Origin of the sequence: Pseudomonas sp. 2835 (assembly GCF_050435905.1) — a bacterium.
Classification (GTDB): Bacteria; Pseudomonadota; Gammaproteobacteria; order Pseudomonadales; family Pseudomonadaceae; genus Aquipseudomonas.
In genome coordinates, this window is sequence record NZ_JBNDLE010000015.1 from 112,683 (window position 1) to 132,803 (window position 20,121).

Genomic DNA, 20,121 nt, shown 5'->3' on the forward strand with positions numbered 1-20,121 from the left:
GCACCCCATCGCCGGCCTTGCCGGCGATCGACCGTGAAGCGGTCGCCGTATCAGCCCTGTTTCTTGATAATCGCGTCACTGATGCTCGCCGGCGCTTCGGCGTACTTGGTGAACTCCATGGTGTAGCTGGCGCGGCCCTGGGTCATGGAGCGCATCTGCGTGGAGTAGCCGAACATCTCGCCCAGCGGCACTTCAGCGCGCACTACCTTGCCCGCCGGGGTTTCGCCGCCTTCCTGGATCATCCCGCGGCGTCGGCTGAGGTCGCCCATGATGTCGCCCTGGTATTCCTCGGGGGTCACCACTTCGACCTTCATTACCGGCTCCAGCAGCACCGCGCCGCCTTTTTGCGCCAGTTGCTTGGTGGCCATGGAGGCGGCGACCTTGAAGGCCATTTCGTTGGAGTCGACGTCGTGGTACGAGCCGTCGAACACCGTGGCCTTGAGGCCAATCAGCGGATAGCCGGCCAGCACGCCGTTGTGCATCTGCTCTTCGATGCCTTTCTGGATCGCCGGGATGTACTCGCGCGGCACCACGCCGCCGACCACTTCGTTGACGAACTCCAGGCCCTCCTTGCCTTCATCGCCCGGAGCGAAGCGGATCCAGCAATGGCCGTACTGGCCGCGTCCGCCCGACTGGCGAACGAACTTGCCTTCGATCTCGCAGGTGTTGCGGATCTTCTCGCGGTAGGCCACCTGCGGCTTGCCGATATTGGCCTCGACGCCGAACTCGCGGCGCATGCGGTCGACGATGATGTCCAGGTGCAACTCGCCCATGCCGGAGATGATCGTCTGCGCCGTCTCTTCGTCGGTGCGCACGCGAAACGACGGGTCTTCCTGGGCCAGCTTGCTCAGGGCGATGCCCATTTTCTCCTGGTCGGCCTTGGTTTTCGGCTCGACCGCCACCGAGATTACCGGGTCGGGGAAGTCCATGCGCTCGAGGATGATCGGCTGGTTGATGTCACAGAGGGTGTCGCCGGTGGTGACGTCCTTCATGCCGATCAGCGCGGCGATGTCGCCGGCGCACACGTCCTTGATTTCGGCGCGCTGGTTGGCGTGCATCTGCACCATGCGCCCGATCCGCTCTTTTTTGCCCTTGACCGAGTTGAGCACGGCGTTGCCGGAGCTGAGCACGCCGGAGTAGACCCGGGCGAAAGTCAGGGTGCCGACGAAGGGGTCGGTGGCGATCTTGAACGCCAGCGCCGAGAACGGTTCGTTGTCGTCGGCGTGACGCTCCAGGTGCTTGTCTTCGTGGTCCGGGTCGGTGCCGTTGATCGCCGGGATTTCCGACGGCGCCGGCAGGTAGTCGATGACCGCGTCGAGCATCAGCGGCACGCCTTTGTTCTTGAACGACGAGCCGCAGATCGCCGGGACGATCTGGTTGGCCAGGGTGCGCTGGCGCAGGCCGGCCTTGATCTGCTCGTTGCTCAGTTCCTGGCCGTTGAGGTACAGCTCCATGAACTCGTCATTGGCCTCGGCGGCGGCCTCGATCATGTGCGCGCGCCATTCGTTGGCAAGCGCGAGCATGTCGGCGGGAATCTCTTCTTCGCGGTAGCTGGTGCCCTGGTCGTCGTCGTTCCAGTAGATGGCTTTCATCTTCACCAGGTCGATCTGCCCGGCGAAGTGTTCCTCGGCACCGATCGACAACTGGATCGGCACCGGGTGGTGGCCCAGGCGCTGATCGATCTGCTTGACCACGCGCAGGAAGTCCGCGCCCTGGCGGTCCATCTTGTTGACGTAGGCCAGGCGCGGCACATGGTACTTGTTGGCCTGGCGCCAGACCGTCTCCGATTGCGGCTCGACGCCGTCGGCGCCGCTGAACACCACCACCGCGCCGTCTAGCACGCGCAGCGAGCGCTCGACCTCGATGGTGAAGTCGACGTGGCCGGGGGTGTCGATGATGTTGAAGCGGTACCTGTCGGGGAACTGCTTGGTCGAGCCCTGCCAGAACGCCGTGGTCGCCGCCGAAGTGATGGTGATGCCGCGTTCCTGCTCCTGGGCCATCCAATCCATGGTCGCGGCGCCGTCGTGCACCTCGCCCATCTTGTGGTTGACCCCGGTGTAAAACAGGATGCGTTCGGTGGTGGTGGTTTTGCCGGCGTCAACATGGGCGACGATGCCGATGTTGCGGTACAGCTCGATGGGGGTGGTGCGCGCCATGAGGGGTCACCTGTGTGATGCACAAGAAGAGGGTATTCCCAAGGTAGCAGAAGTGCGCCGGCTTGCACGGCGGGCCATGGCTGAAGCGGGTTCAGCCATGGCGTGAGCAACCATCGGTTGTAAAGCGCCAGGCGCTGACGCTTAATCGTGCCATTCGCCTCATGGAGCCGCACAATGCCGCTGGAAAAATCCGTTACTGCCTGGTGCCAAAGTCATCCGTTGATCGCAGATCTGGTGGCGTTGCGCCCGACCTGCTGGTTCAACCCGGCGCTGGCGCCGAGCGTCGAGGCCCTCGCTGACGTAGCGCTGACGGCCGCGGATATCCGTGAGGCCAGTGCCCGGCTCGAGCGCTTCGCCCCGTTCATCGCCTCGGCGTTCCCTGAAACCTCGGCCAGCGCCGGCATCATCGAATCGCCGTTGGTGCCGCTGCACGCGTTGCAAGCGGTGCTGAGCGCTGAACAGCAATTGCCAGTGAATGGCGCGATGTGGCTCAAGGCCGACAACCTGCTGCCGATTTCCGGCTCGATCAAGGCCCGCGGCGGCATTTATGAAGTGCTCAAGCATGCCGAAGACCTGGCCCTGAAAGGCGGCCTGCTGCAACCGGGCGACAGCTACGCCAAGCTCGACAGCGATGCCGCCCGGGCGTTCTTCGGCCAGTACAGTGTGGCGGTCGGCTCCACCGGTAACCTGGGGCTGTCGATCGGCATCATCAGCGCGCGCCTGGGCTTCAAAGCCACGGTGCATATGTCCGCCGATGCCCGCCAATGGAAAAAGGAGCGCCTGCGCGCCTGCGGCGTCGAGGTGCGCGAGTACAGCGCCGACTACAGCGTGGCGGTGGAGCAGGGCCGTAAGGAGGCCGAGGGCGATGCGCACTGTCACTTCGTCGATGATGAAAACTCGCTGAACCTGTTCCTCGGTTACGCCGTGGCCGCCGAGCGCCTGCAGCGCCAGTTGGCGGCGCAGGGCATCGTGGTGGACGCCGAACACCCGCTGTTCGTCTATCTGCCTTGCGGCGTCGGCGGTGGCCCTGGCGGCGTGGCCTTCGGCCTCAAGCATATCTTCGGCGACGCGGTGCATTGCCTGTTCGCCGAGCCGACCCACTCGCCATGCATGTTCCTTGGCGTGTACACCGGCCTGCACGACGCGGTGTCGGTGTACGACTTCGGCATCGACAACCAGACCGCCGCCGACGGCCTGGCGGTGGGCCGGCCCTCGGGCTTTGTCGGCCGCTCGCTGCAGCGCCTGATCGACGGCTACTACACCGTCAGCGACGCTACCCTGTACCGCCAGCTGGCGCAGATGCAGGCGTGTGAAGGCATCGAACTCGAGCCGTCGGCGCTGGCTGGGGTGGCGGGTATGTTCTACGTGCTGCAGGAGCAGCAAGGCTACCGTCAGCGCCTGGGCTTGAGCGACCAGCGCATGGCCCGCGCCACCCATCTGGTGTGGGGCACTGGCGGCAGCATGGTGGCGCGCGACGAGATGGACCGCTACCTGGCCAGGGGCCGCGCAGAACTTGCCGGTAACTGACCATGCTCAACCTGCCCGAACGCCTTGGCAGCCGCTTGAGCGGCGCCCAGTTCGCCAACCTGCACACCTTTGTGGCGGTCGCCCGGCACCTGAGCTTCAACCAGGCGGCGCTGGAGCTGTGCCTGACCGCCAGTGCCGTCAGCCATCGCATCGCCCGTCTTGAGCAGGCTCTGGCGCTGCGCCTGTTCGAACGCCTGACCCGGCGCATTCGCCTGACCGCTGAGGGCGAGCGGCTCTATCAAGTGCTGCAAGGCTTGGAAGCGCAACTGCAGGAAGCCCTGCAACCGTCGACTGAAGAAGTCAGCGGTGCCCTGAGCCTGTATGTGCGGCCATCGCTGGCCCAGCACTGGCTGGTGCCGCGCCTGGCGGATTTCCAGCAGCGTTATCCGCAGGTCAGCCTGGACATCCGCACCGGCAACGAGCCGGTGGATTTTCGCACCCGCCCGGTGGACCTGGCCTTGTTGTATGGCCATGGCGAGTTTCCCGGGCTGGCCAGCCAGCGGTTGATGGATGAGCGCGTCGCCCCGGTGTGCAGCCCGCAGTACGCCGAACGCCACGGCCTGATCGACCACCCCGGGCGCCTGGCCCAGTGCACCTTGCTGCACGATGCCCTGGCCTGGGAACACGCAGCCTTCGACGCCGAGTGGCGTCGCTGGGCTAGCGAGCAGGGCGTACAACAGCACCTGCCCGCCAACCACCTGACCTTCGACCGCTCCGACCTGTGCAGCGCCGCCGCCAGCCACCATGCCGGCGTGGCCATCGGTCGCCAGCGCCTGGTGCAACCCTTGCTCGACCAGGGCGCGTTGATCCTGCCCCTGGGGGGCTTTAGCCAGACGGCGGGGCAGGGTTACTACCTGGTGCATCCGCCGCGGGAGAGGTTACCGCTGCGTTTAAGGGTGATGATTGAGTGGTTGCAGGCACAAGTGGGTGACCGCTGAGCTGCTTCAAGTCGCATCAACGCTACAGGCATAGGTTTCACGTTTGCTTTCGGGCGCCTGTTTTCGGCTTCTTTTCCGGACGCTTGCCCGGGCGTACCGCCCACAGATGTGCATTGGCACGCAGACGTTCCTGGATGTGCGCCGGATAGCTGGCCAAGGTGGTTTGCGGCGGGACCGGCTTACCGGGCAGGCCGGCCTGGCGGATCAGTTTTGGCCAGCGCGGTTTCCAGCACAGCAGCAGGCTTGCCCAGTGGCCCAGGCCGATAATCACGAATGCTGGCCAGATCAGCAGCAGCCCGACCTTGATGCCCCGCGACGCATGCCGAAAGTACTGGGTCAACCCTTCGAATTGCGGCGTAAAAGCCTGCCAGGGCCAGGGGAAATGTGAGGTGATGCGCGGGCGTGGCAGGCTCTGCGGACCTTCATCCATGAAGCGGCGGATAAACTCCCACTCATCGCGCAGTTCTGCCTGGTTGTTACCGGCCTTGCCGACCCAGACACTTACTGGGTGCAGGGTGTCGGTCACCCGTGCCGACCAGTAGAGAAACAGCGGTACACCCACACCACCGGCTATCGAATAGCGTTCGCCAGCGCCGGAGGAGGTGACGCCTTTCCACGGTAGGGTCATGATGCCTCCGCAATAACTGGGGCGATGCAGGTAAACCTGCTGGGTCTTGCGGTTGAAACGGATCAGCAAATGGCGGGAGGTGAACATTTCCAGCCGAGAAAAGCGAAATCCATATCTGAAATAAAACCAAGTAATAGTCACTGCGATGGAGGTAAAGAATGTTGCCGGAAATAGCGCCCCCCAGGAAGCTGTGTCTGGGTTTTGGGAATGACCTGCGGCTTGAAGAGAAAATGTTGCTGCGGCAATTGTCGATTTTGTTGTGATTAAGAGTATTCCTAACGTAATAATGGAAACCAAGCCGCGTTTTGCTTCTCCTATACCGCAGCGCATTTCCAATAAGGTGTCGTTGAGTACGTAGATAGGCCCTCGGCTATGAGGTGTCTGGCTAACACACTGGCAAGATGCGGCTTGCTCCTCGTCGTCTTCACTTTCGTAGTGTGTGTTTCGTTTGGTTTCAATTTTCCTGTCAAGTGTTTTATGGTTTTTTTGGGCGTCCTCTGGGTCCAAGTGCATTTGCCAGCAGCCCCATTCGAAGAAGTACATTACTCTGCCTCTTCTATTGCTTCAAATAATGCGAAAAGCTCTTCTTTAGTGTTGTTGTATTGTTTGGTTTCTGTGTTGAGTCGGAAACAGCAGCGGTCACACCATTTTTCCAACGCATCCCCATCCAAGATTAACAGCAGAATTGTAGTGGCAAGCACGATAACCCCACCCCCCCAGCCCATTCGACTAAGCAAGAGCATCGCTGCACGGTTTGCTGCCAAGCGGGTGGACCACTGGGTTAATGTTAAAAAATAAAGTTCTTTTCCTCTTCTGCTCGCCTGTATCGAAAGCAAATTGAAATATGCACTCGCTTGGGAAAAGGCAACTCCACCTTGGGCACTTAGGAGGGTAATTGTGGCAAACATTCGAATGCCGTAAGCAGCACCTAGCATACTGTCTCTAGAGCTCATTAGATCGGGGCTCTTCTCAAACGACTTTATGCTATCTGTGAGGTCCCACCAAACACTTACCAACCCACCCACAGTCGCCAACCCCGCTCCCCACAATCGATACCGCCCCAAACTAATCTGCGCCCCACGCGCGGTCACACTGTTTTGCCCGACACTCGCCAGTGCCTGCTCGGTGCCCACGGCCAGCAGTTCCAGACCCGCCGCTGCGCTGGTCAGGCCGGCGGCCGAGACTTCGCTCCAGAAGCGTTGGTCCTTGTCGTGGCGACGGCCTTGCAGCAGCAACAGGCTGGCTTCGAGCAACAACAAGCCGCTGCTGATGCGCAATCGGTAGAAGGCATTGCTGTGGGCTTCGGTGAGGTTGCGCACATAGGCCTGATCTAGGCGCCGGGTGATAGGTGCGGCGACTCGGCCGGGTGATGGAGAGTGGCCGGCAGCGGCATGTTCGGCCATCCGCAGGTTCAGCGCCTGCTCGCCAAGCGAGGCGACCAGGTAACTACTCAAGCGGCGGTGCAAGGCTCTGTCGAGGTGGCTGGGCGTCCCCGCGCGCAATGTTTCGCGGCCCAGTTGTCCTAGCCAGGCCAGGGCTCCAGCGCTGTTGATATGACCATGCTGGGCGATCAGTTCAAGGTGGCCGTCGACCCGACTGAACTGGGCGGCCAGTTCCTTGCTGAGTTTGAGTCCGGATTCCAGCTGCTGCCAATCGTCGCCTTCCGGCGAACGGGAAAGCTGGATTCGGGTTTGCTGGAGCACTTGCTCGATACTCCGCTGGTTGTAGACAAACGAACGCAGGGCTAGATTGCCTGGCTCGATCGTCTCGGCGCGCCACCACTGGCCCAGTAGCTGAGCACCGGCGGATACGCCTTCCATGCCGACTACGCACAGGCCGGTCTGGTGAGCGAAGCACAGCCCACTGTTGAGGTCGTCCTGATCGTAGTGGGCCAGGGCATCAAGCAAGTGCGGGTGCTGCAGCCAGGCCAGGTGATCAGCGGCGCGCGCGTCCGCCAGGCGTTGGGCCTCGCGGCTTTCGGTCTCGAACCAGCCCAATTGCACTCGCATGGCGTCGACGTTGACCCGCGGCAGGTAGCGCTCCTCGAACAGCTTGCTGAACTCGCCGCGCTGCGCCCGGGCCTCCAGTTCACTGCGCTTGGTTCGTGTCTGGTATTCAAGTGCGCCTTGCTTGACACCCTCCCACCAGTCACGGTCCATGCCGGGCAACAGTGCATTGTCAGCGCCCTGGAGTTGCTCGCGCATGGCGTCACTGTGGTGTTTTGTCAGGGCGGCAACCTTGCGCTCGCTGAAGTTCTTTTGCAGTTCGGTAAACGCTTGCGCCACCAGTACTTTGCGCTCATTGCTGGGCCCGGGTTTGCCTTCGGCGTCACGCTGGCTGTGTTCGAGCCAGTCCTTGAGGTGCTCCAGCGCGCCATTGCGCCAGGCATTGAGCGTCTGGGTAATGCCGATGGCATCTTCGACCACAATCGCAACCCCGCGTGGCCTGGGCTTACCGGGTGCGGGCATGAGCAGGCTGCGCGATGCGGTAAACCTGACCACCTGTTCGGTTGCGAACAACTGTGCGTCAAGCAGGTTGCGCAGTGCCGGGTCGCGTTCAGCGGCAAAATCGGCGACCAGGTCGAGCTGGCCGTAGGTCAGCACATGGGGCTCGGGAATTGTGCAGGAGGGCCCGACGAACCTGCCAATGTCGAGGGCCAGTGGGGCATTGCGCTGGCGCAGCAGGGCTTGCTGGGCGGCCGCTGTCAACGGGTCGGGACTGTAGAACAGGCGTAGCTCCAGGAGGTCGTCGAGCTCATGTATGGTGAGCGTCCAGACGATGCCGCGCAGCACGGCCTGTGGATCGAACGCTGGCGGTGGAGGGGCCCAGGGGTGCTCCGGATCCATCACGGTGAGGGAGCCATTGGCGGCAATGCGCCAAGGCGAGCGCAAGGTATATCGACCCGTGCTCCGACGTTTTTCCATGAGGTAAAGAAAGCCTTCGCGCAGTGGCCGGATGGCGTAGCTGGCCTGGCTCAGGTCTACCGCGTGGTGCGGATGGCGAAGGTGGTCGGGCAGCTCCGGCAATGCTTTGCGTCGTGAAGCGCTGCCGCCGACCACGGCATAGCGCAGCGGTAATACGGTGAAGGTACGGGTGCAATGAACTACCGGCTCGCGGTCGAGCGGGTCGCTGTAACTTCTGCGTGCGATGTCGTCCAGTATTTCCCGGGTCAGCATCAAGCCTCCTTGAGTAAGTCGCTGAAGCAGGCTTGCCTGCTCGCAGTGAAGCGTCCTTGTCACAAGGCGCAGACCTTAAGGGGAAATGCTGCAGTGTGTCTTGGTCCGGCAGTCCCAAAGTTATGTGGGAAAATTCTGTGAGTGTAATTGGGACTGCTTCTCTGACGGTGGGAGACTACTGCACTTCGATCCAGCGCCCCTCCTGGCGATCCGACTGCACACACGCCTCGATAAACGCCATCCCGCGCAGGCCGTCTTCAGCGGTCGGGCACAGGCGTGCCAAGGGCGCCGGGGCGCGCTGTTCGCGGCGGGCCCTGATCAGTTCGGCGGCGTCGCTGTAGATGTTGGCGAAGGCTTCGAGCAGGCCTTCGGGCTGGCCGGCCTTGATTCGCGTGGCTTGCCTGGCGGCTTCGCTAAGCCAGCTTTCGCCCCGGCGCAGCACCTGGTGCGGCTGGTCCTGGTGGCGCAGTTCGAGGCGCTCGGGTTGTTCCTGGTGCCAGTACAGCGAGCCGCTCGAACCAAAGATTCGTATCTGCAAGCCATGGCGCTGGCCGGCGGCGACGAAGCTTGCCCACAGCAGGCCACGGCCGCCGCCGCTCAGGCGCAGTTTGACGTGGGCGTTGTCGTCCGAGGCGCGGCCCGGTACCAGGGTGCTGAGCTCGGCCGAGACCTGGCTGACTTCCTGGCCTGTGACAAAGCGCAGTAGCTGATGGGCATGCACGCCAACATCGGCCAGCACCGACGAAGCGCCGGCCTGGCTGGGGTCGATGCGCCAGGCCAGGGCCTTGACCCCTTGCTGCTCCAGTGGGTGGGTGCCGAAGGCGCTGGCGTGCTCGACCTGCACCAGGCGCACTTCGCCAATCGCGCCTCGGGCGATCAGTTCGCGGGCTTCGCGAATCAACGGGTAGCCGCTGTAGTTGTGGGTCAGCAGGTGCAGGGCCGGGCCTCGTCGAACCTGTTCGAGCAGGGCATTGGCCTGGGCAAGGTTCGCCGCCAGCGGCTTGTCGCAGATGACGTCGATGCCGTGCTCGAGAAACGCAAGGCTCGCCGGTACATGCACGGCATTGGGCGCCATGATCGCCACCACCTGGATGCCGTCTGCGCGGGCGGCTTCGGCCTTGGCCATGGCTTCAAAATCGGCATAGGCACGCTCTGGCGCCACACCGTAGGCCTGGGCTGCGGCCAGGTTGCGCTCAGGGTCGCGGGCGAAGACCCCGGCGACCAGCTGGTAATGGCCGTCCAGGGACGCCGCGTAGCGGTGAGTCGAACCGATCGACGACTCCAGGCCGCCGCCGACAAAGCCCAGGCGCAGTCGATGTTGTGGGTTGGCCATGGTTTTCATTGGGCGCCTCCGTTGGCGTGCTTGAGTTCGCGGGCAAAATGTTCGATGGCCAGCACGTAGCCGTGGGTGCCGAAGCCGGCCAGTACCGCCTTGGCCACCAGCGACACATAGGAGTGGTGGCGGAAGGCTTCGCGGCGGTGAACGTTGGAGATATGCACCTCGATCACCGGCACCTCGGCGGCAATCAGCGCGTCATGAATCGCCACCGAGGTGTGGGTCCAGGCCCCGGGGTTGATGACGATTGCGGCGACCCGGCCACGGGCCTGGTGAATCCAGTCGATCATTTGCCCTTCGTGGTTGGTCTGCTGGAATTCAAGCTTCAGTTCCAGGCGGCTGGCCGCCTGCTGGCAGAGGCTTTCGACATCGGCCAGGGTTTCGCGGCCATAGACCTCGGGTTGGCGCAGGCCGAGCATGTTCAGGTTGGGACCGTTGAGCACGAGCAGGGTATTCATGGCTGGTTTCCAGTCAGGGCGTTGGCGCGCAGGGCGTCGTAGGTGGGTTTGTCCAGGCTCACCGCGTCGGCCTTGCCGAGCTGGTCGATGGGCGTGCGGTGGGTTTCCGGGGCGCTCCAGGCGGCGATGGCCGACAGCGCAGTGACCAGGCAGGTGATGGCGCCGATCAGCAGCGGCACGTTGTCGGAGCCAGGCGGCGCCACGGCGGTAAACAGCGCCGGCAGCAGGGCGGTGATCATGGACACCCCGAGCACCACCAGCATGCCGCGCCAGCTGTGCTTGAAGGCTTCACCGATGGGCGAGCGCTGGCGCACCACCTGGGCGACTTTCTGGGTAAACGCCACCGGCTCCTCGACCTCGCGGCGGATGATGAACGCTGCCAGCAACACGGCGGCACTGAGCAGGAAGGGGATGCGCCAGCCCCAGCTGTTGAAGGCCTCTTCGGGCATGAAATAGGCCAGCGGCAGGAAGATCGCCGCCGCCAGCACCTGGCCGGCCTGCACGCCCTGCAATGTGAAACTTGCGTAAAAGCCACGACGCCCGGGCGGCGCATGTTCGAGGATCATCGAGCTGGCGCCGGCGAATTCCCCGGCCACGGCAAAGCCCTGGACCAGGCGCAGCACCACCAGTAGCACTGGCGCCCAGTAGCCGAGAAGATCTGCGGGAAAATCAGCGCCGCAGCCTGGGCATAAATGAAGAAGTCGTAGTACTCGAGCGCCGAGCCGACCCAGCCGCTGGCCGTGGCTTGCTTGGTTTGCCGGGCTGCATGCAGCCCTTGGGGATGGTTGGCCATCTGTCTGTCTCCGTTTGTTGTTGTTTTGGAGCGGTAGGGCTGGATAAAAGGCTTCAGAGGCTTTTGGTGTCGACGATCTGGCCGCTGCGCGCGGCGCTGCTGATGGCTTCGACGATCTGCAGGTTGCGCAGGCCGTCGCGCACGCTGACCAGCGGCGCTTGTTCGCCACGAACCACCCGGCAGAAGTGCGCCAGCTGGCGGGCCAGCGGGTCGGCACTTTGCAGCGGCGCCACGGCGGTGGCGAAGGGTTTCCACCACGAGCGCTCGCTACGCTGCTGGTAGTACTTCAGGCGCATGGTCGGGATCGACAGCGTGCCCTGGGTGCCGCAGATCACGTAGCAATCTTCATCGTCGTAGCTGGGGTAATCGAGGTTCTCCCGTACGGTCTGCTCCCAACTGCGGGCGCAGGCGGCGGTATCGGAGAGCAGGAAGGTGCCGAGGGCGCCGCTGGCAAAGCGCAGGCTGATGGCGACGCTGTCTTCCACGGCAAAGCCGCGGGTGGCGCTGGAGGCCTGGGCCTGCACGGCGACGATCTCGCCACACAGCGAACGCAGGTTGCCGATCTCGTGGATCATGTTGATCAGCACCGGCCCGCCGCCGACCTGCCGGCGCCAAGGCGCTGCGTCGAAGTAGTCGTCGGGCTTGTAGAACAGCGCGCTGCCCATCACTGCCACCAGGTTGCCGAGCAGGCCTTCGCCAATCACCTCGCGGGCCTTGGCGAGGATTGCGCTGTGGGCGCGGTGATGGCCGACCAGCAGCCGCGCACCTGTTTGCTCGGCGATGGCCAGCAGGCGCTTGCCTTGCTCCAGGGTGTGCGCCACGGGCTTTTCGATCAGCGCGGCAACGCCGTGTTCAACGCAGGCCAGGGCGCCTTCGACATGCAGGTGATTGGGCGTGGCGAGGATCACCCCGTCCGGGCGCTGCTCGGCGAACAGTTGCGCAAGGCCAGGGTAGAGGGCAACGCCGTGGCTGGCCGCCAGCTCGGCGGCGGCCGGGGCCGGGTCGACCAGGGCGGCCAGTTCGCACTCGGTGCTGGCCTGGATCAGTTCGATATGCCTGCGGCCGATCAGGCCGGCGCCGGCGACGGCGATGCGGAGTTTGTTCATGGCGCTCTCGTTATTGTTATGCGGACCGCGACAGCGGTTTTGTGAGAGGCTAATAAAAAAGTCCCAGGAGATAATCGGGCCAGATGAAGAATCAGAATGCGCTATTAGCGAATAATGACCCGCTGCTGCGCGACCTGCAGTTGTTCTGCGAAGTGGCGCGGCGCTCAAGCTTCATCGCTGCGGCCACCGAGATCGGCCTGTCGCCGGCCCACGTCAGCAAGCGCATCGCCACCCTTGAGGCGCTACTGGGGGTCAAGCTGTTCAACCGCACCACGCGGCGGGTCAATATCACCAGCGATGGCGAGGCGGCGTTCATCTGGGCGCAGAAGATCCTCGAGAACGTCGAGTCGATGCTTGAGTCGTTGTCTGGCGCCCACAGCGAACCGCGCGGCACCTTGCGCATCAGCACCAGCCTGCGCCTGGGCCGCGAGCACATCGCGCCGATCCTGTCGCTGCTGCGCAAGCGCTACCCGACCCTGGATATCTGGCTGGAGTTGCTCGACCGGCGCGTCGACCTGATCGGCGAGAATTTCGATATCGACATCCGCGTTGGCGAGGTGCAGGAAAAACACCTGATTGCCCATCGTATTGCCGAGAACACGCGGGTGCTGGCAGCGTCGCCAGAGTACCTGGCGCGGCGCGGCCCGGTGCGGGTGCCGGCGGAACTGGCCCAGCATGACTGCCTGCTGTTTCGCAGCCGCGACGATCGCTTTGGCGTGTGGCGACTGCTCGGCCCGGGCGGGCCGGAAACGGTCAAGGTCACCGGGCCCATGGCCTCCAACCACAGCGACATCGTGCGCCAATGGGCGATGGACGGGCACGGCATCATCATGGCTTCGTACTGGGACGTGGCCGCCAGTTTGCAGGACGGATCATTGGTCAGGGTGTTGCCGGCGTATCACCAGCCGGCGGATGTCTGGGCGGTGACGGCGGCGCGTTCGGGCAGTTCGGCGAAGGTCCGCAGTTGCGTGGCGTTCTTGCGTGAGCAACTGGCGCAAGGGCCGTTTGCGTTGGCGGTGGGTGGCTGAGGGGCATCGCGGGCAGGCCAACTCCCACAGGTGCTGTGCAGGCTCAACACTGTGGGAGCAGGCCTTGCCGGCGATGGGTTGCGCAAGCAGCCCCAAGCACTCAGTCGCCGGCTTGAACCTGCAGCATCCACTGCCCGTCGATTTCACGCACCAGGCCGCTGGCCAGGAACAGCGGCAGCAGGCGTTTGTGCAACTGCGGTTCAACAAAGCCTTTCACTGCGCTCAGGTCCAGCGCGCCCAGCGCCGGCAGGTCGGCCTTGGTGTACGAAAGCCAGGCCTTCTTCAGTGCATTGAGCACATCGCTGCCCGCGGTGTTGGCAAAGCGCCGGTTGAGCGTCTGGCCGTCGAGAACGAAGGTGTGCTGGTACTCATAGCCCGTTTCGTCACCGCCGCTGGTGCGGCAGCGGATGCAGGTGCACGGGCCGTCACCGAAGGCTCTGCTCAGGTAGTTGTTGAAATCCACCACGGGCTTGAGCCCCAGGCGCTTGTCGACCTCGAACATGTCCGAGGTCAGGTTCTGTTCAGCACTCAATGTCATTCCTCTGACAGGTTTTTACCGGGGGGCACAATACCAGCCGGGGAGGGCCGAGGGTACCTTCGTGCGTCGTCTCGTCGATGGGCGCGGGCTTTTTCCGGGCGGCTCCATTACCCTATGCGCCCGTGAGCGTCAGCAGACGCCGATAGAATTGTCGTTGGAGTTCGACCATGTACAACTACACAGCCACCGTAACCGTCAGCGACGACCTGCATGAAGACGTTGAAGCCGTGGAAAACGTTGCAATTCGGGTGGGTCTTGAAGCCGTTACCGAGACGCTGAAGAAGGTCCACTTTGTCGGTGCCCTGGCCGCTCCGGACAAAGCGACGCACATCTGCGTGACCCTGGATAGCGGCCTGAGCTATTACGGCCCGATCGTCAACGGCCATGCCGAACTGGAAGGTGGCTGGATCGCCTTTGAGAGCGACATGCTGACTCCTCAAGAGCTGGGGCTGTAAGCCTACAGCCACTTTATTTTCATCAACCTGCATCCAGATTGCGATCCGCCGGGTAGTACCTGTAGCAGCCTTCGACGCTGCCGAGCCGATTACCTTCTGGAGAGCCGACGATGAACGCCAAACCTGTCTTTACCCTGGCCCGTGCCTGCCTGGCCGGCACCTGCCTGTTGTTGATGCCGATTGCCCACAGTGCCGTACCGGACAGCATCAAGGTGCCCGACGGGCACAAGATCGCCCTGGAAACCGTCGGCGTCGGCGAGGTGACCTACGAGTGCCGGGCCAAGGTCGACAGCCCCGAACAAACCGAGTGGGTGTTTGTCGGGCCCAAGGCAGTGCTCAATGATCGCAGCGGCCAGGCGGTCGGCAGCTATTTCGGGCCACCGGCCACCTGGCAGGCCAACGACGGCTCTAAAGTCACTGGTACGCAGTTGGCGGTGGCGCCATCGAGCCCGGGCAACCTGCCGTACCAACTGGTCAAGGCCAACCCCGCCGAAGGCCAGGGGGCGATGACGGGCGTCACCTATATCCAGCGCGTCGCCCTCAAGGGAGGAGTAGCGCCGGCCAGCGCCTGCGGCGCTGCGCAAAAAGGCAGCCGCGAGGTGGTCAAGTACCAGGCCGACTACATCTTCTGGGCCGCGCAGTAAAGGCCCCGGCAAACTCGTCTACGCTGCACAGGAGTTCCCTGACCACGGCCAGCACTGTGACCTTGCCCGAGCACCTGTTCGACTATGAAGCCCACCTGGCGGCCTGCGCACGCGGCGACCGCCAGGCGCTGCAGCGCCTGTACCAGCAGGAGGGCCCACGGCTGTACGGCGTGTTGCTGCGCCTGGTGCGTGAACCGGCGATAGCCGAAGACCTGCTGCACGATGCCTTTTTACGCATCTGGGCCGGTGCCGCAAGTTACGATGCGCAACGTGGCAGTGCCCGAGGCTGGATCTTCAGCGTGACCCGGCACCTGGCGCTCAATGACCTGCGCAGGCGCCAGCGCGACGCGCCGCACTCGGCACAGGCGGATGAAACCGGCGAGGGGCTGGAGGCCAGCCTGCAGTCGACGCGTCTCTACCAGTGCCTGGAGCAACTGCTGCCAGAGCGCCGCGCCTGTATCCTGCATGCCTATGTCGATGGCTTTTCCCATGCTGAAATTGCCGCCAGGCTGGGCGCGCCGCTGGGCACGGTGAAGGCCTGGGTCAAACGCAGCCTGGCCGCCTTGCGGGAGTGCATGGGATGAATGACGAGCATGACGACGCCCAGGATGAACTGGACGCCCTGGCTGCCGAGTATGTGCTGGGTACCCTGGCCGCCGGGCCGCGTACCGAGGTTGAACAGCGTCTTGGCCATGATGCCCAGTTGCGTGCGGCGGTGGATGCCTGGGAGCAGCGGCTGGAGCCACTGGGTGCGCTGGCGCCGGCACACGCACCACCTGCCAGCGTATGGTGGCGGATCGAGCGCAGCCTTGGCGATGCCTCCATCGGCGCACCGACGTCGTGGTGGAATCACCTGCCATTGTGGCGCGGCCTGAGTGCGGCGGGGCTGGCAGCAACCCTGGTACTGGGCAGCGTGTTGCTGACCCGGGAAGTGCCGGTGCAGGCACCAGGTTATTTGGTGGTGCTGGTCGCGCCGCTGGATAAATCGCCTGGCTGGGTGATTCAGGCCAGCGACCGCCAGAGTATCCGCCTGATCCCGTTGGGCGTGGTTGAAGTGCCCGAGGACAAGGCCCTGCAGTTCTGGACCAAGGGCAAGGACTGGCAGGCCCCCGTATCGCTGGGCCTGGTCGAGCCCGGGCAAACGCTGCAGGTGCCGCTCGACAGCCTGCCGCCACTGGAAACCGACCAACTGTTCGAACTGACCCTGGAAGGACGCAATGGCTCTGCCACCGGCAAGCCGACCGGGCCGATCCAGTTCATCGGGCGGGCGGTGAAGGTGCTCTGACGCTTAAGCCTGCAGCACGGCAGCCCAGAACCACCCGGCCAGGTACAAGGCCACGCCGAACACCCCGTGAGCCAGCAGGCTGCGTGCCCGTGCCACGTTCGGCTTGGGGGTTTTCGAAGCAAAGACACCGGCACCCATGCCGGGCTGCATGATCAGGTAGGGCGCCGCCACGGTCGCCAGGCCAAGCGCGAACGCTGGAACGAAGCGCGGCTGCTGCGCCCACTCCAGTCCACAAAGGGCGAGCAGCAAAGCGGCGAATATCACCCCGATAAGGTAATGCGCGCTCCAGCCAATCAGCCGTTCGTTGGCCAGCGCAGGCGCCTTGGCGATGCTCTGATGGGCGAACTGCCCGCGCGGCATATGGCCGATCCAGCGTCCGACCAATCCCCAGTTCGGGCCGGCCATGCCCAGTACGCGCTGCTGGAACAACGACCAGAGGTCGGCAAGGGCAGTGGCGGTCACGCCAATCAGTAGCGCAAGGGTTAGTCCTTCAAGCATTGCGAACTCCATTCGAAAACATTAAATAGATTGATTGAATGATTAGCCAATGCTACCTTCCTGTCAATGACCGATATGAAAACCCTGCAACACCAACACATCGCCGAACTGGCGCGGACCCTGGGCCACGCCCATCGCCTTAACCTGCTCGAACAGATCGCCGGCGGCGAGCTTGCGGTCGAGCAATTGGCCGAGCAATGCGAGCTGTCGGTGGCCAATGCTTCCCAGCACCTGCAGCACTTGCGTCGCGCCGGCTTCGTGCAGACCCGCCGCGATGGCAAGCGCGTGCTCTACCGGCTCAGCGCCGGGCCGATCGCCGAGGTGCTGGCGGCGCTCGGCCAATTGGCCGCGTTCAACCGCGCGGCGATCCGCGAGCTGATGAGCGACAGCGTGAGCGCGCCTGAACACCTGGAAGGAATCAGCAGGGAGGAGTTGCTCGAGCGTTTGCAGGAGCACAGTGTGACCTTGCTCGACGTACGCCCGGCCGAGGAATTTGCCCAGGGGCATTTGCCGGGAGCGATCAATATCCCATTCAGCGAATTGCAGCAGCGCCTGGGTGAATTGCCGGCCAGCCAGGAAGTGGTCGCCTATTGCCGCGGGCCCTGGTGCGTGTTTTCCCGCGATGCGGTGACGGCCCTGAAAGCCGGGGGCTTCAGGGCGCGTCACTACCTTCCGGGCGTTGAGCAGTGGCCCGGGCCGCTGCAGGGTTAAGCCAGTTCGCCGAGGCAGCGTTCGAGGATATCCAGGCCTTCTTCCAGCACCTCAGGCTCGATGGTCAGCGGTGCCAGCAGGCGGATGATGTGCCTTGCCTTGCCGCTGGGCATCAGCAGCAGGCCGGCGCTCCTGGCGGCTGCCAGCAGGTGCGCCAGCTGCGCCGTGGCCGGGCTGCCATCGGCGTTGACCAGCTCGATGCCGCGCATGGCGCCGGTGCCGGTCAGGCGGCCCAGGCAAGGTGAAAGTTTGTTGGCCTGCCAGCGCTCAAAGCGCCTGAGCAGCGCGGCTTCCTGCTGTTCGCCCCAGGTTGCCAGGTTGGCATCGCTCATCTCATCCAGGGTCGCCAGCGCGGCGGCGCAGGCCATCGGGTTGCCGGAATAGGTGCCGCCCAGGCCGCCTTTGGGCAGGTTGTCGACCAGCGCCTTGCGCCCGACCACCGCGCCCAGCGGCATGCCGCCGGCAATGCTCTTGGCCAGCAACAGCAAGTCCGGCTCGATGCCCAGGCGCGGGAAGGCGAAGCGCTGGCCGGTACGGCCAAAACCTGACTGGATCTCATCGATGATGAGCAGGATGCCGTGCTGGTCGCAGAAGCTGCGCAAGGCCTGGGCAAAGGCAGGTTCCATAGCCAGGAAGCCGGCCTCGCCCTGCACCGGTTCGACGATGAAGGCGGCGACCTCATTGACGTCGATCTCGACGCTGAACAGGCGCTGCATGGCCTTGAGCGCCTGCTCGGTGGTGACTCCGCTGTCCTGGCTGGGGTAGGGCAGGTGATACACCGGCCCCGGTAGTACGCCGACGCGCTGCTTGTAGGGCGCCACCTTGCCGTTGAGGTTGAGGGTCGCCAGGGTGCGGCCATGAAAGCCGCCATCGAAGGCGATGATCGCGGTCTTGCCGGTGGCGCCACGGGCGATCTTCAGGGCGTTTTCGGCCGCTTCCGCACCGCTGTTGGTGAGCATGCCACTAAGCGGATAGGACACCGGCACGAACTGCGCCAGCCGGTTCATCAGTTCGATGTAAGGCTCATGCCCGGCGGCGTTGAAGGCATAGTGGGTCAGGCGCGTGGCCTGCTGCTGGATGGCAGCGACAATCCGCGGGTGACAATGGCCCAGGTTCAACACGCCAATACCGCCAACGAAATCAATATAACGTTTGCCGTTAGTGTCCCAGATTTCCGCGTTTTTACCGTGTGACAGTGTAATGGGGTGAACTACGGAAATAGACTGGCTGATAGTTTCGTGACTCATTTGCCCGCGGCCTCGCTGCAGTTTCTTATTATCTAAGCGAGCCGCGGTTATTCAGTGCAAACGAAATAAAGGATTGCAATCATTCCTTGAAGTCGGGAACTTGACCGGCCAAGCGCAGCCGTTCAGCAATCCACTCGACAAAGGCGCGGACCTTGGGCACCTCGGCAGCGTGCTCGGCGTGGGCGATAAAGTGCGAGCCCTCACTGGTTTTCGGGTGGTTCCAGGGGATCACCAGCTTGCCCTCGGCCAGCTCTTCGGCCACCAGGTAGCGCGGGATCAGGGCGATGCCGCAACCGGCCTGGGCGGCGCGGATGCACATGTAGAAGGTGTCGAAACGCGGGCCGTGGTAGCTGTTCTGGCTGTGCAGGCCCTGGCCAAGGAGCCATTCATGCCAGGCCTCGGGCCGCGAGGTGCACTGCAGAAGGCGATGTTCGGTGAGTGATTCGGCGTTGTCGAAGCGCTGCCGGGCTAGCAGTTCTGGCGCACACACCGGCACCACCTGCTCCTTGAACAGTTCGATGCAGGTTGCCCCGGGCCAGGTGCCCTGGCCGAAAAAGAAGGCGATATCGGCCTTGGCCTGGACCAGGTCGAAGGGTTCCAGCTCGTTGCGGATGTCCAGGTGAATACGCGGATGACGCTCGCCGAAGCCCTTGAGGTTGGGCACCAGCCAGCGCTCGCCGAAGGTCGGCTGGGTGGCGATGCGCAGCACCTCGGTTTCGCCGCCGTAGCTGAGGATGTAGCGGCTGGACATGTCCAGTTGCACCAGGATCTTGTTCACCTCGGCCAGGTACAGGGCGCCGGCCGGGGTCAGGTGCAGGCGCCGGCGGATGCGCTGGAACAGCGGGTGCGAGAGCATTTCTTCAAGCTGCGCGACCTGCTTGCTCACCGCGCTCTGGGTCAGGTGCAGCTCTTGGGCTGCACGGGTAAAACTCAGGTGCCGGGCGGCGGCTTCGAAGCACTGCAGGGCGGTGGTGGAAGGCATCAGGCGTTTGGACATGGGCGAGGTCAACCTGGCGAAAAAGAGATGAGGTCATTCTGTTATGGAATCATGTGCTTCTAAAAGGTCGTTTGTGAGCAGCGGCCCTATAGATTAATACTGACCTGCATCAACGATTTCAACCCGTATCCGCTGTAGGAGAATAATAAGATGGTTGCTGAACTACTTACCCGTTTGGGCGTGCCTGAAAGTTTATATATCGGCGGCACTCATGCTGTTTTTACGCCCATCGACGGCAGCCAGATCGCAGCGCTTACCCTGGAAGACAAAGCGGCGGTAACTCGCCGGATCGACGCCGCCCACGCAGCCTTTGTGCACTGGCGCAATGTGCCGGCACCACGGCGTGGCGAACTGGTGCGGCTGTTCGGCGAAGTGCTGCGTAAATACAAGGCCGAGCTCGGCGAACTGGTGTCGATCGAAGCCGGCAAGATCACCCAGGAAGGCCTGGGCGAAGTGCAGGAAATGATCGACATCTGCGATTTCGCCGTCGGTCTGTCGCGTCAGCTGTACGGCCTGACCATCGCCTCCGAGCGCCCGGGCCACCACATGCGTGAAACCTGGCACCCGCTGGGCGTGGTCGGTGTCATCAGCGCCTTCAAC

At 63.6% G+C, this 20,121-nt stretch carries 19 protein-coding genes and 1 pseudogene; 9 read left to right on the forward strand and 11 right to left on the reverse strand.

Annotation, left to right across the window (positions count from 1 at the left end):
* Positions 1-50: 50 nt before the first annotated feature.
* Positions 51-2,156 (reverse strand): elongation factor G, encoded by a 2,106-nt coding sequence (fusA, locus tag ABIE20_RS20275; RefSeq protein ID WP_429506870.1) that lies wholly within the window; start codon positions 2,154-2,156, stop codon positions 51-53.
* A gap of 174 nt (positions 2,157-2,330) precedes the next feature.
* On the opposite strand from fusA, the gene ABIE20_RS20280 reads away from it, so the two are divergent.
* Complete coding sequence (locus ABIE20_RS20280) at positions 2,331-3,683, forward strand: D-serine ammonia-lyase (protein ID WP_429506871.1); 1,353 nt, start codon at positions 2,331-2,333, stop codon at positions 3,681-3,683.
* A 2-nt stretch (positions 3,684-3,685) separates the two neighbouring features.
* The gene (gene dsdC, locus ABIE20_RS20285) at positions 3,686-4,621 is read left to right on the forward strand and encodes a DNA-binding transcriptional regulator DsdC (protein ID WP_429506872.1); all 936 of its coding nucleotides are present in this window, start codon (positions 3,686-3,688) and stop codon (positions 4,619-4,621) included.
* A 37-nt stretch (positions 4,622-4,658) separates the two neighbouring features.
* On the opposite strand, the gene ABIE20_RS20290 is transcribed toward dsdC, so the two are convergent.
* The 6 genes and pseudogenes from ABIE20_RS20290 to ABIE20_RS20315 all read right to left on the reverse strand — a co-directional run bounded on the left by ABIE20_RS20290 (position 4,659) and on the right by ABIE20_RS20315 (position 12,118).
* Entirely contained in the window at positions 4,659-5,792 is a 1,134-nt protein-coding gene (locus ABIE20_RS20290) for a DUF6708 domain-containing protein (protein ID WP_429506874.1), read from the reverse strand.
* On the reverse strand, positions 5,792-8,425 hold the full coding sequence (locus ABIE20_RS20295) for a T6SS effector BTH_I2691 family protein (RefSeq protein ID WP_429506875.1): 2,634 nt from the start codon (positions 8,423-8,425) through the stop codon (positions 5,792-5,794). Before ABIE20_RS20295 ends, ABIE20_RS20290 begins: the two co-directional genes overlap by 1 nt.
* Before the next feature lie 175 nt (positions 8,426-8,600).
* Positions 8,601-9,767, reverse strand: a complete 1,167-nt coding sequence (locus ABIE20_RS20300) for a Gfo/Idh/MocA family protein (protein WP_429506877.1) — start codon at positions 9,765-9,767, stop codon at positions 8,601-8,603.
* On the reverse strand, positions 9,764-10,219 hold the full coding sequence (gene aroQ, locus ABIE20_RS20305) for a type II 3-dehydroquinate dehydratase (RefSeq protein WP_429506879.1): 456 nt from the start codon (positions 10,217-10,219) through the stop codon (positions 9,764-9,766). The genes ABIE20_RS20300 and aroQ overlap by 4 nt, the downstream gene beginning before the upstream one ends.
* Positions 10,216-11,012, reverse strand: a pseudogene (locus ABIE20_RS20310) (MFS transporter). The gene aroQ and the pseudogene ABIE20_RS20310 overlap by 4 nt, the downstream one beginning before the upstream one ends.
* Before the next feature lie 53 nt (positions 11,013-11,065).
* Complete coding sequence (locus ABIE20_RS20315) at positions 11,066-12,118, reverse strand: Gfo/Idh/MocA family protein (RefSeq protein WP_429506880.1); 1,053 nt, start codon at positions 12,116-12,118, stop codon at positions 11,066-11,068.
* Positions 12,119-12,201: 83 nt separating this feature from the next.
* Between ABIE20_RS20315 and ABIE20_RS20320 the strand changes: the two genes are divergently transcribed.
* Positions 12,202-13,146 carry a LysR family transcriptional regulator gene (locus ABIE20_RS20320; protein ID WP_429506882.1) on the forward strand — a complete coding sequence of 315 codons (945 nt, stop codon included), beginning with the start codon at positions 12,202-12,204 and terminating at the stop codon, positions 13,144-13,146.
* A 100-nt stretch (positions 13,147-13,246) separates the two neighbouring features.
* Here the strand turns inward: ABIE20_RS20320 and ABIE20_RS20325 are convergent, their stop codons facing one another.
* On the reverse strand, positions 13,247-13,678 hold the full coding sequence (locus tag ABIE20_RS20325; RefSeq protein ID WP_429506883.1) for a hypothetical protein: 432 nt from the start codon (positions 13,676-13,678) through the stop codon (positions 13,247-13,249).
* A gap of 173 nt (positions 13,679-13,851) precedes the next feature.
* On the opposite strand from ABIE20_RS20325, the gene ABIE20_RS20330 reads away from it, so the two are divergent.
* From ABIE20_RS20330 to ABIE20_RS20345, 4 genes are all read left to right on the forward strand, one after another.
* Positions 13,852-14,139: a hypothetical protein gene (locus ABIE20_RS20330; protein ID WP_429506884.1), complete on the forward strand. Its 288-nt coding sequence runs from the start codon at positions 13,852-13,854 to the stop codon at positions 14,137-14,139.
* Between the two features lie 110 nt (positions 14,140-14,249).
* On the forward strand, positions 14,250-14,783 hold the full coding sequence (locus ABIE20_RS20335) for a DUF3455 domain-containing protein (protein ID WP_429506886.1): 534 nt from the start codon (positions 14,250-14,252) through the stop codon (positions 14,781-14,783).
* A gap of 56 nt (positions 14,784-14,839) precedes the next feature.
* On the forward strand, positions 14,840-15,367 hold the full coding sequence (locus tag ABIE20_RS20340; protein WP_429506887.1) for a sigma-70 family RNA polymerase sigma factor: 528 nt from the start codon (positions 14,840-14,842) through the stop codon (positions 15,365-15,367).
* On the forward strand, positions 15,364-16,068 hold the full coding sequence (locus ABIE20_RS20345) for an anti-sigma factor (RefSeq protein ID WP_429506888.1): 705 nt from the start codon (positions 15,364-15,366) through the stop codon (positions 16,066-16,068). The genes ABIE20_RS20340 and ABIE20_RS20345 overlap by 4 nt, the downstream gene beginning before the upstream one ends.
* A 3-nt stretch (positions 16,069-16,071) precedes the next feature.
* Here the strand turns inward: ABIE20_RS20345 and ABIE20_RS20350 are convergent, their stop codons facing one another.
* The gene (locus ABIE20_RS20350; RefSeq protein ID WP_429506889.1) at positions 16,072-16,566 is read right to left on the reverse strand and encodes a DUF2938 domain-containing protein; all 495 of its coding nucleotides are present in this window, start codon (positions 16,564-16,566) and stop codon (positions 16,072-16,074) included.
* Positions 16,567-16,641: 75 nt separating this feature from the next.
* On the opposite strand from ABIE20_RS20350, the gene ABIE20_RS20355 reads away from it, so the two are divergent.
* Positions 16,642-17,277, forward strand: a complete 636-nt coding sequence (locus tag ABIE20_RS20355) for an ArsR/SmtB family transcription factor (RefSeq protein WP_429506891.1) — start codon at positions 16,642-16,644, stop codon at positions 17,275-17,277.
* On the opposite strand, the gene ABIE20_RS20360 is transcribed toward ABIE20_RS20355, so the two are convergent.
* Entirely contained in the window at positions 17,274-18,524 is a 1,251-nt protein-coding gene (locus ABIE20_RS20360) for a 2-aminoadipate transaminase (protein WP_429506892.1), read from the reverse strand. The two genes, ABIE20_RS20355 and ABIE20_RS20360, sit on opposite strands and share 4 nt — an antisense overlap.
* A gap of 79 nt (positions 18,525-18,603) precedes the next feature.
* Entirely contained in the window at positions 18,604-19,521 is a 918-nt protein-coding gene (locus tag ABIE20_RS20365; protein WP_429506893.1) for a LysR substrate-binding domain-containing protein, read from the reverse strand.
* A gap of 150 nt (positions 19,522-19,671) precedes the next feature.
* Between ABIE20_RS20365 and ABIE20_RS20370 the strand changes: the two genes are divergently transcribed.
* A partial coding sequence (locus tag ABIE20_RS20370) for an aldehyde dehydrogenase family protein (protein WP_429506895.1) occupies positions 19,672-20,121 on the forward strand: 450 nt, incomplete at its 3' end.

Excerpts from the sequence above, each read along its gene's own strand:
- fusA (WP_429506870.1), bottom strand. The coding sequence starts at position 2,156 with ATGGCGCGCACCACCCCCATCGAGCTGTACCGCAACATCGGCATCGTC.
- ABIE20_RS20280 (WP_429506871.1), top strand. The coding sequence starts at position 2,331 with ATGCCGCTGGAAAAATCCGTTACTGCCTGGTGCCAAAGTCATCCGTTG.
- dsdC (WP_429506872.1), top strand. The coding sequence starts at position 3,686 with ATGCTCAACCTGCCCGAACGCCTTGGCAGCCGCTTGAGCGGCGCCCAG.
- ABIE20_RS20290 (WP_429506874.1), bottom strand. The coding sequence starts at position 5,792 with ATGTACTTCTTCGAATGGGGCTGCTGGCAAATGCACTTGGACCCAGAG.
- ABIE20_RS20295 (WP_429506875.1), bottom strand. The coding sequence starts at position 8,425 with ATGCTGACCCGGGAAATACTGGACGACATCGCACGCAGAAGTTACAGC.
- ABIE20_RS20300 (WP_429506877.1), bottom strand. The coding sequence starts at position 9,767 with ATGAAAACCATGGCCAACCCACAACATCGACTGCGCCTGGGCTTTGTC.
- aroQ (WP_429506879.1), bottom strand. The coding sequence starts at position 10,219 with ATGAATACCCTGCTCGTGCTCAACGGTCCCAACCTGAACATGCTCGGC.
- ABIE20_RS20315 (WP_429506880.1), bottom strand. The coding sequence starts at position 12,118 with ATGAACAAACTCCGCATCGCCGTCGCCGGCGCCGGCCTGATCGGCCGC.
- ABIE20_RS20320 (WP_429506882.1), top strand. The coding sequence starts at position 12,202 with ATGAAGAATCAGAATGCGCTATTAGCGAATAATGACCCGCTGCTGCGC.
- ABIE20_RS20330 (WP_429506884.1), top strand. The coding sequence starts at position 13,852 with ATGTACAACTACACAGCCACCGTAACCGTCAGCGACGACCTGCATGAA.
- ABIE20_RS20335 (WP_429506886.1), top strand. The coding sequence starts at position 14,250 with ATGAACGCCAAACCTGTCTTTACCCTGGCCCGTGCCTGCCTGGCCGGC.
- ABIE20_RS20345 (WP_429506888.1), top strand. The coding sequence starts at position 15,364 with ATGAATGACGAGCATGACGACGCCCAGGATGAACTGGACGCCCTGGCT.
- ABIE20_RS20350 (WP_429506889.1), bottom strand. The coding sequence starts at position 16,566 with ATGCTTGAAGGACTAACCCTTGCGCTACTGATTGGCGTGACCGCCACT.
- ABIE20_RS20355 (WP_429506891.1), top strand. The coding sequence starts at position 16,642 with ATGAAAACCCTGCAACACCAACACATCGCCGAACTGGCGCGGACCCTG.
- ABIE20_RS20360 (WP_429506892.1), bottom strand. The coding sequence starts at position 18,524 with ATGAGTCACGAAACTATCAGCCAGTCTATTTCCGTAGTTCACCCCATT.
- ABIE20_RS20365 (WP_429506893.1), bottom strand. The coding sequence starts at position 19,521 with ATGTCCAAACGCCTGATGCCTTCCACCACCGCCCTGCAGTGCTTCGAA.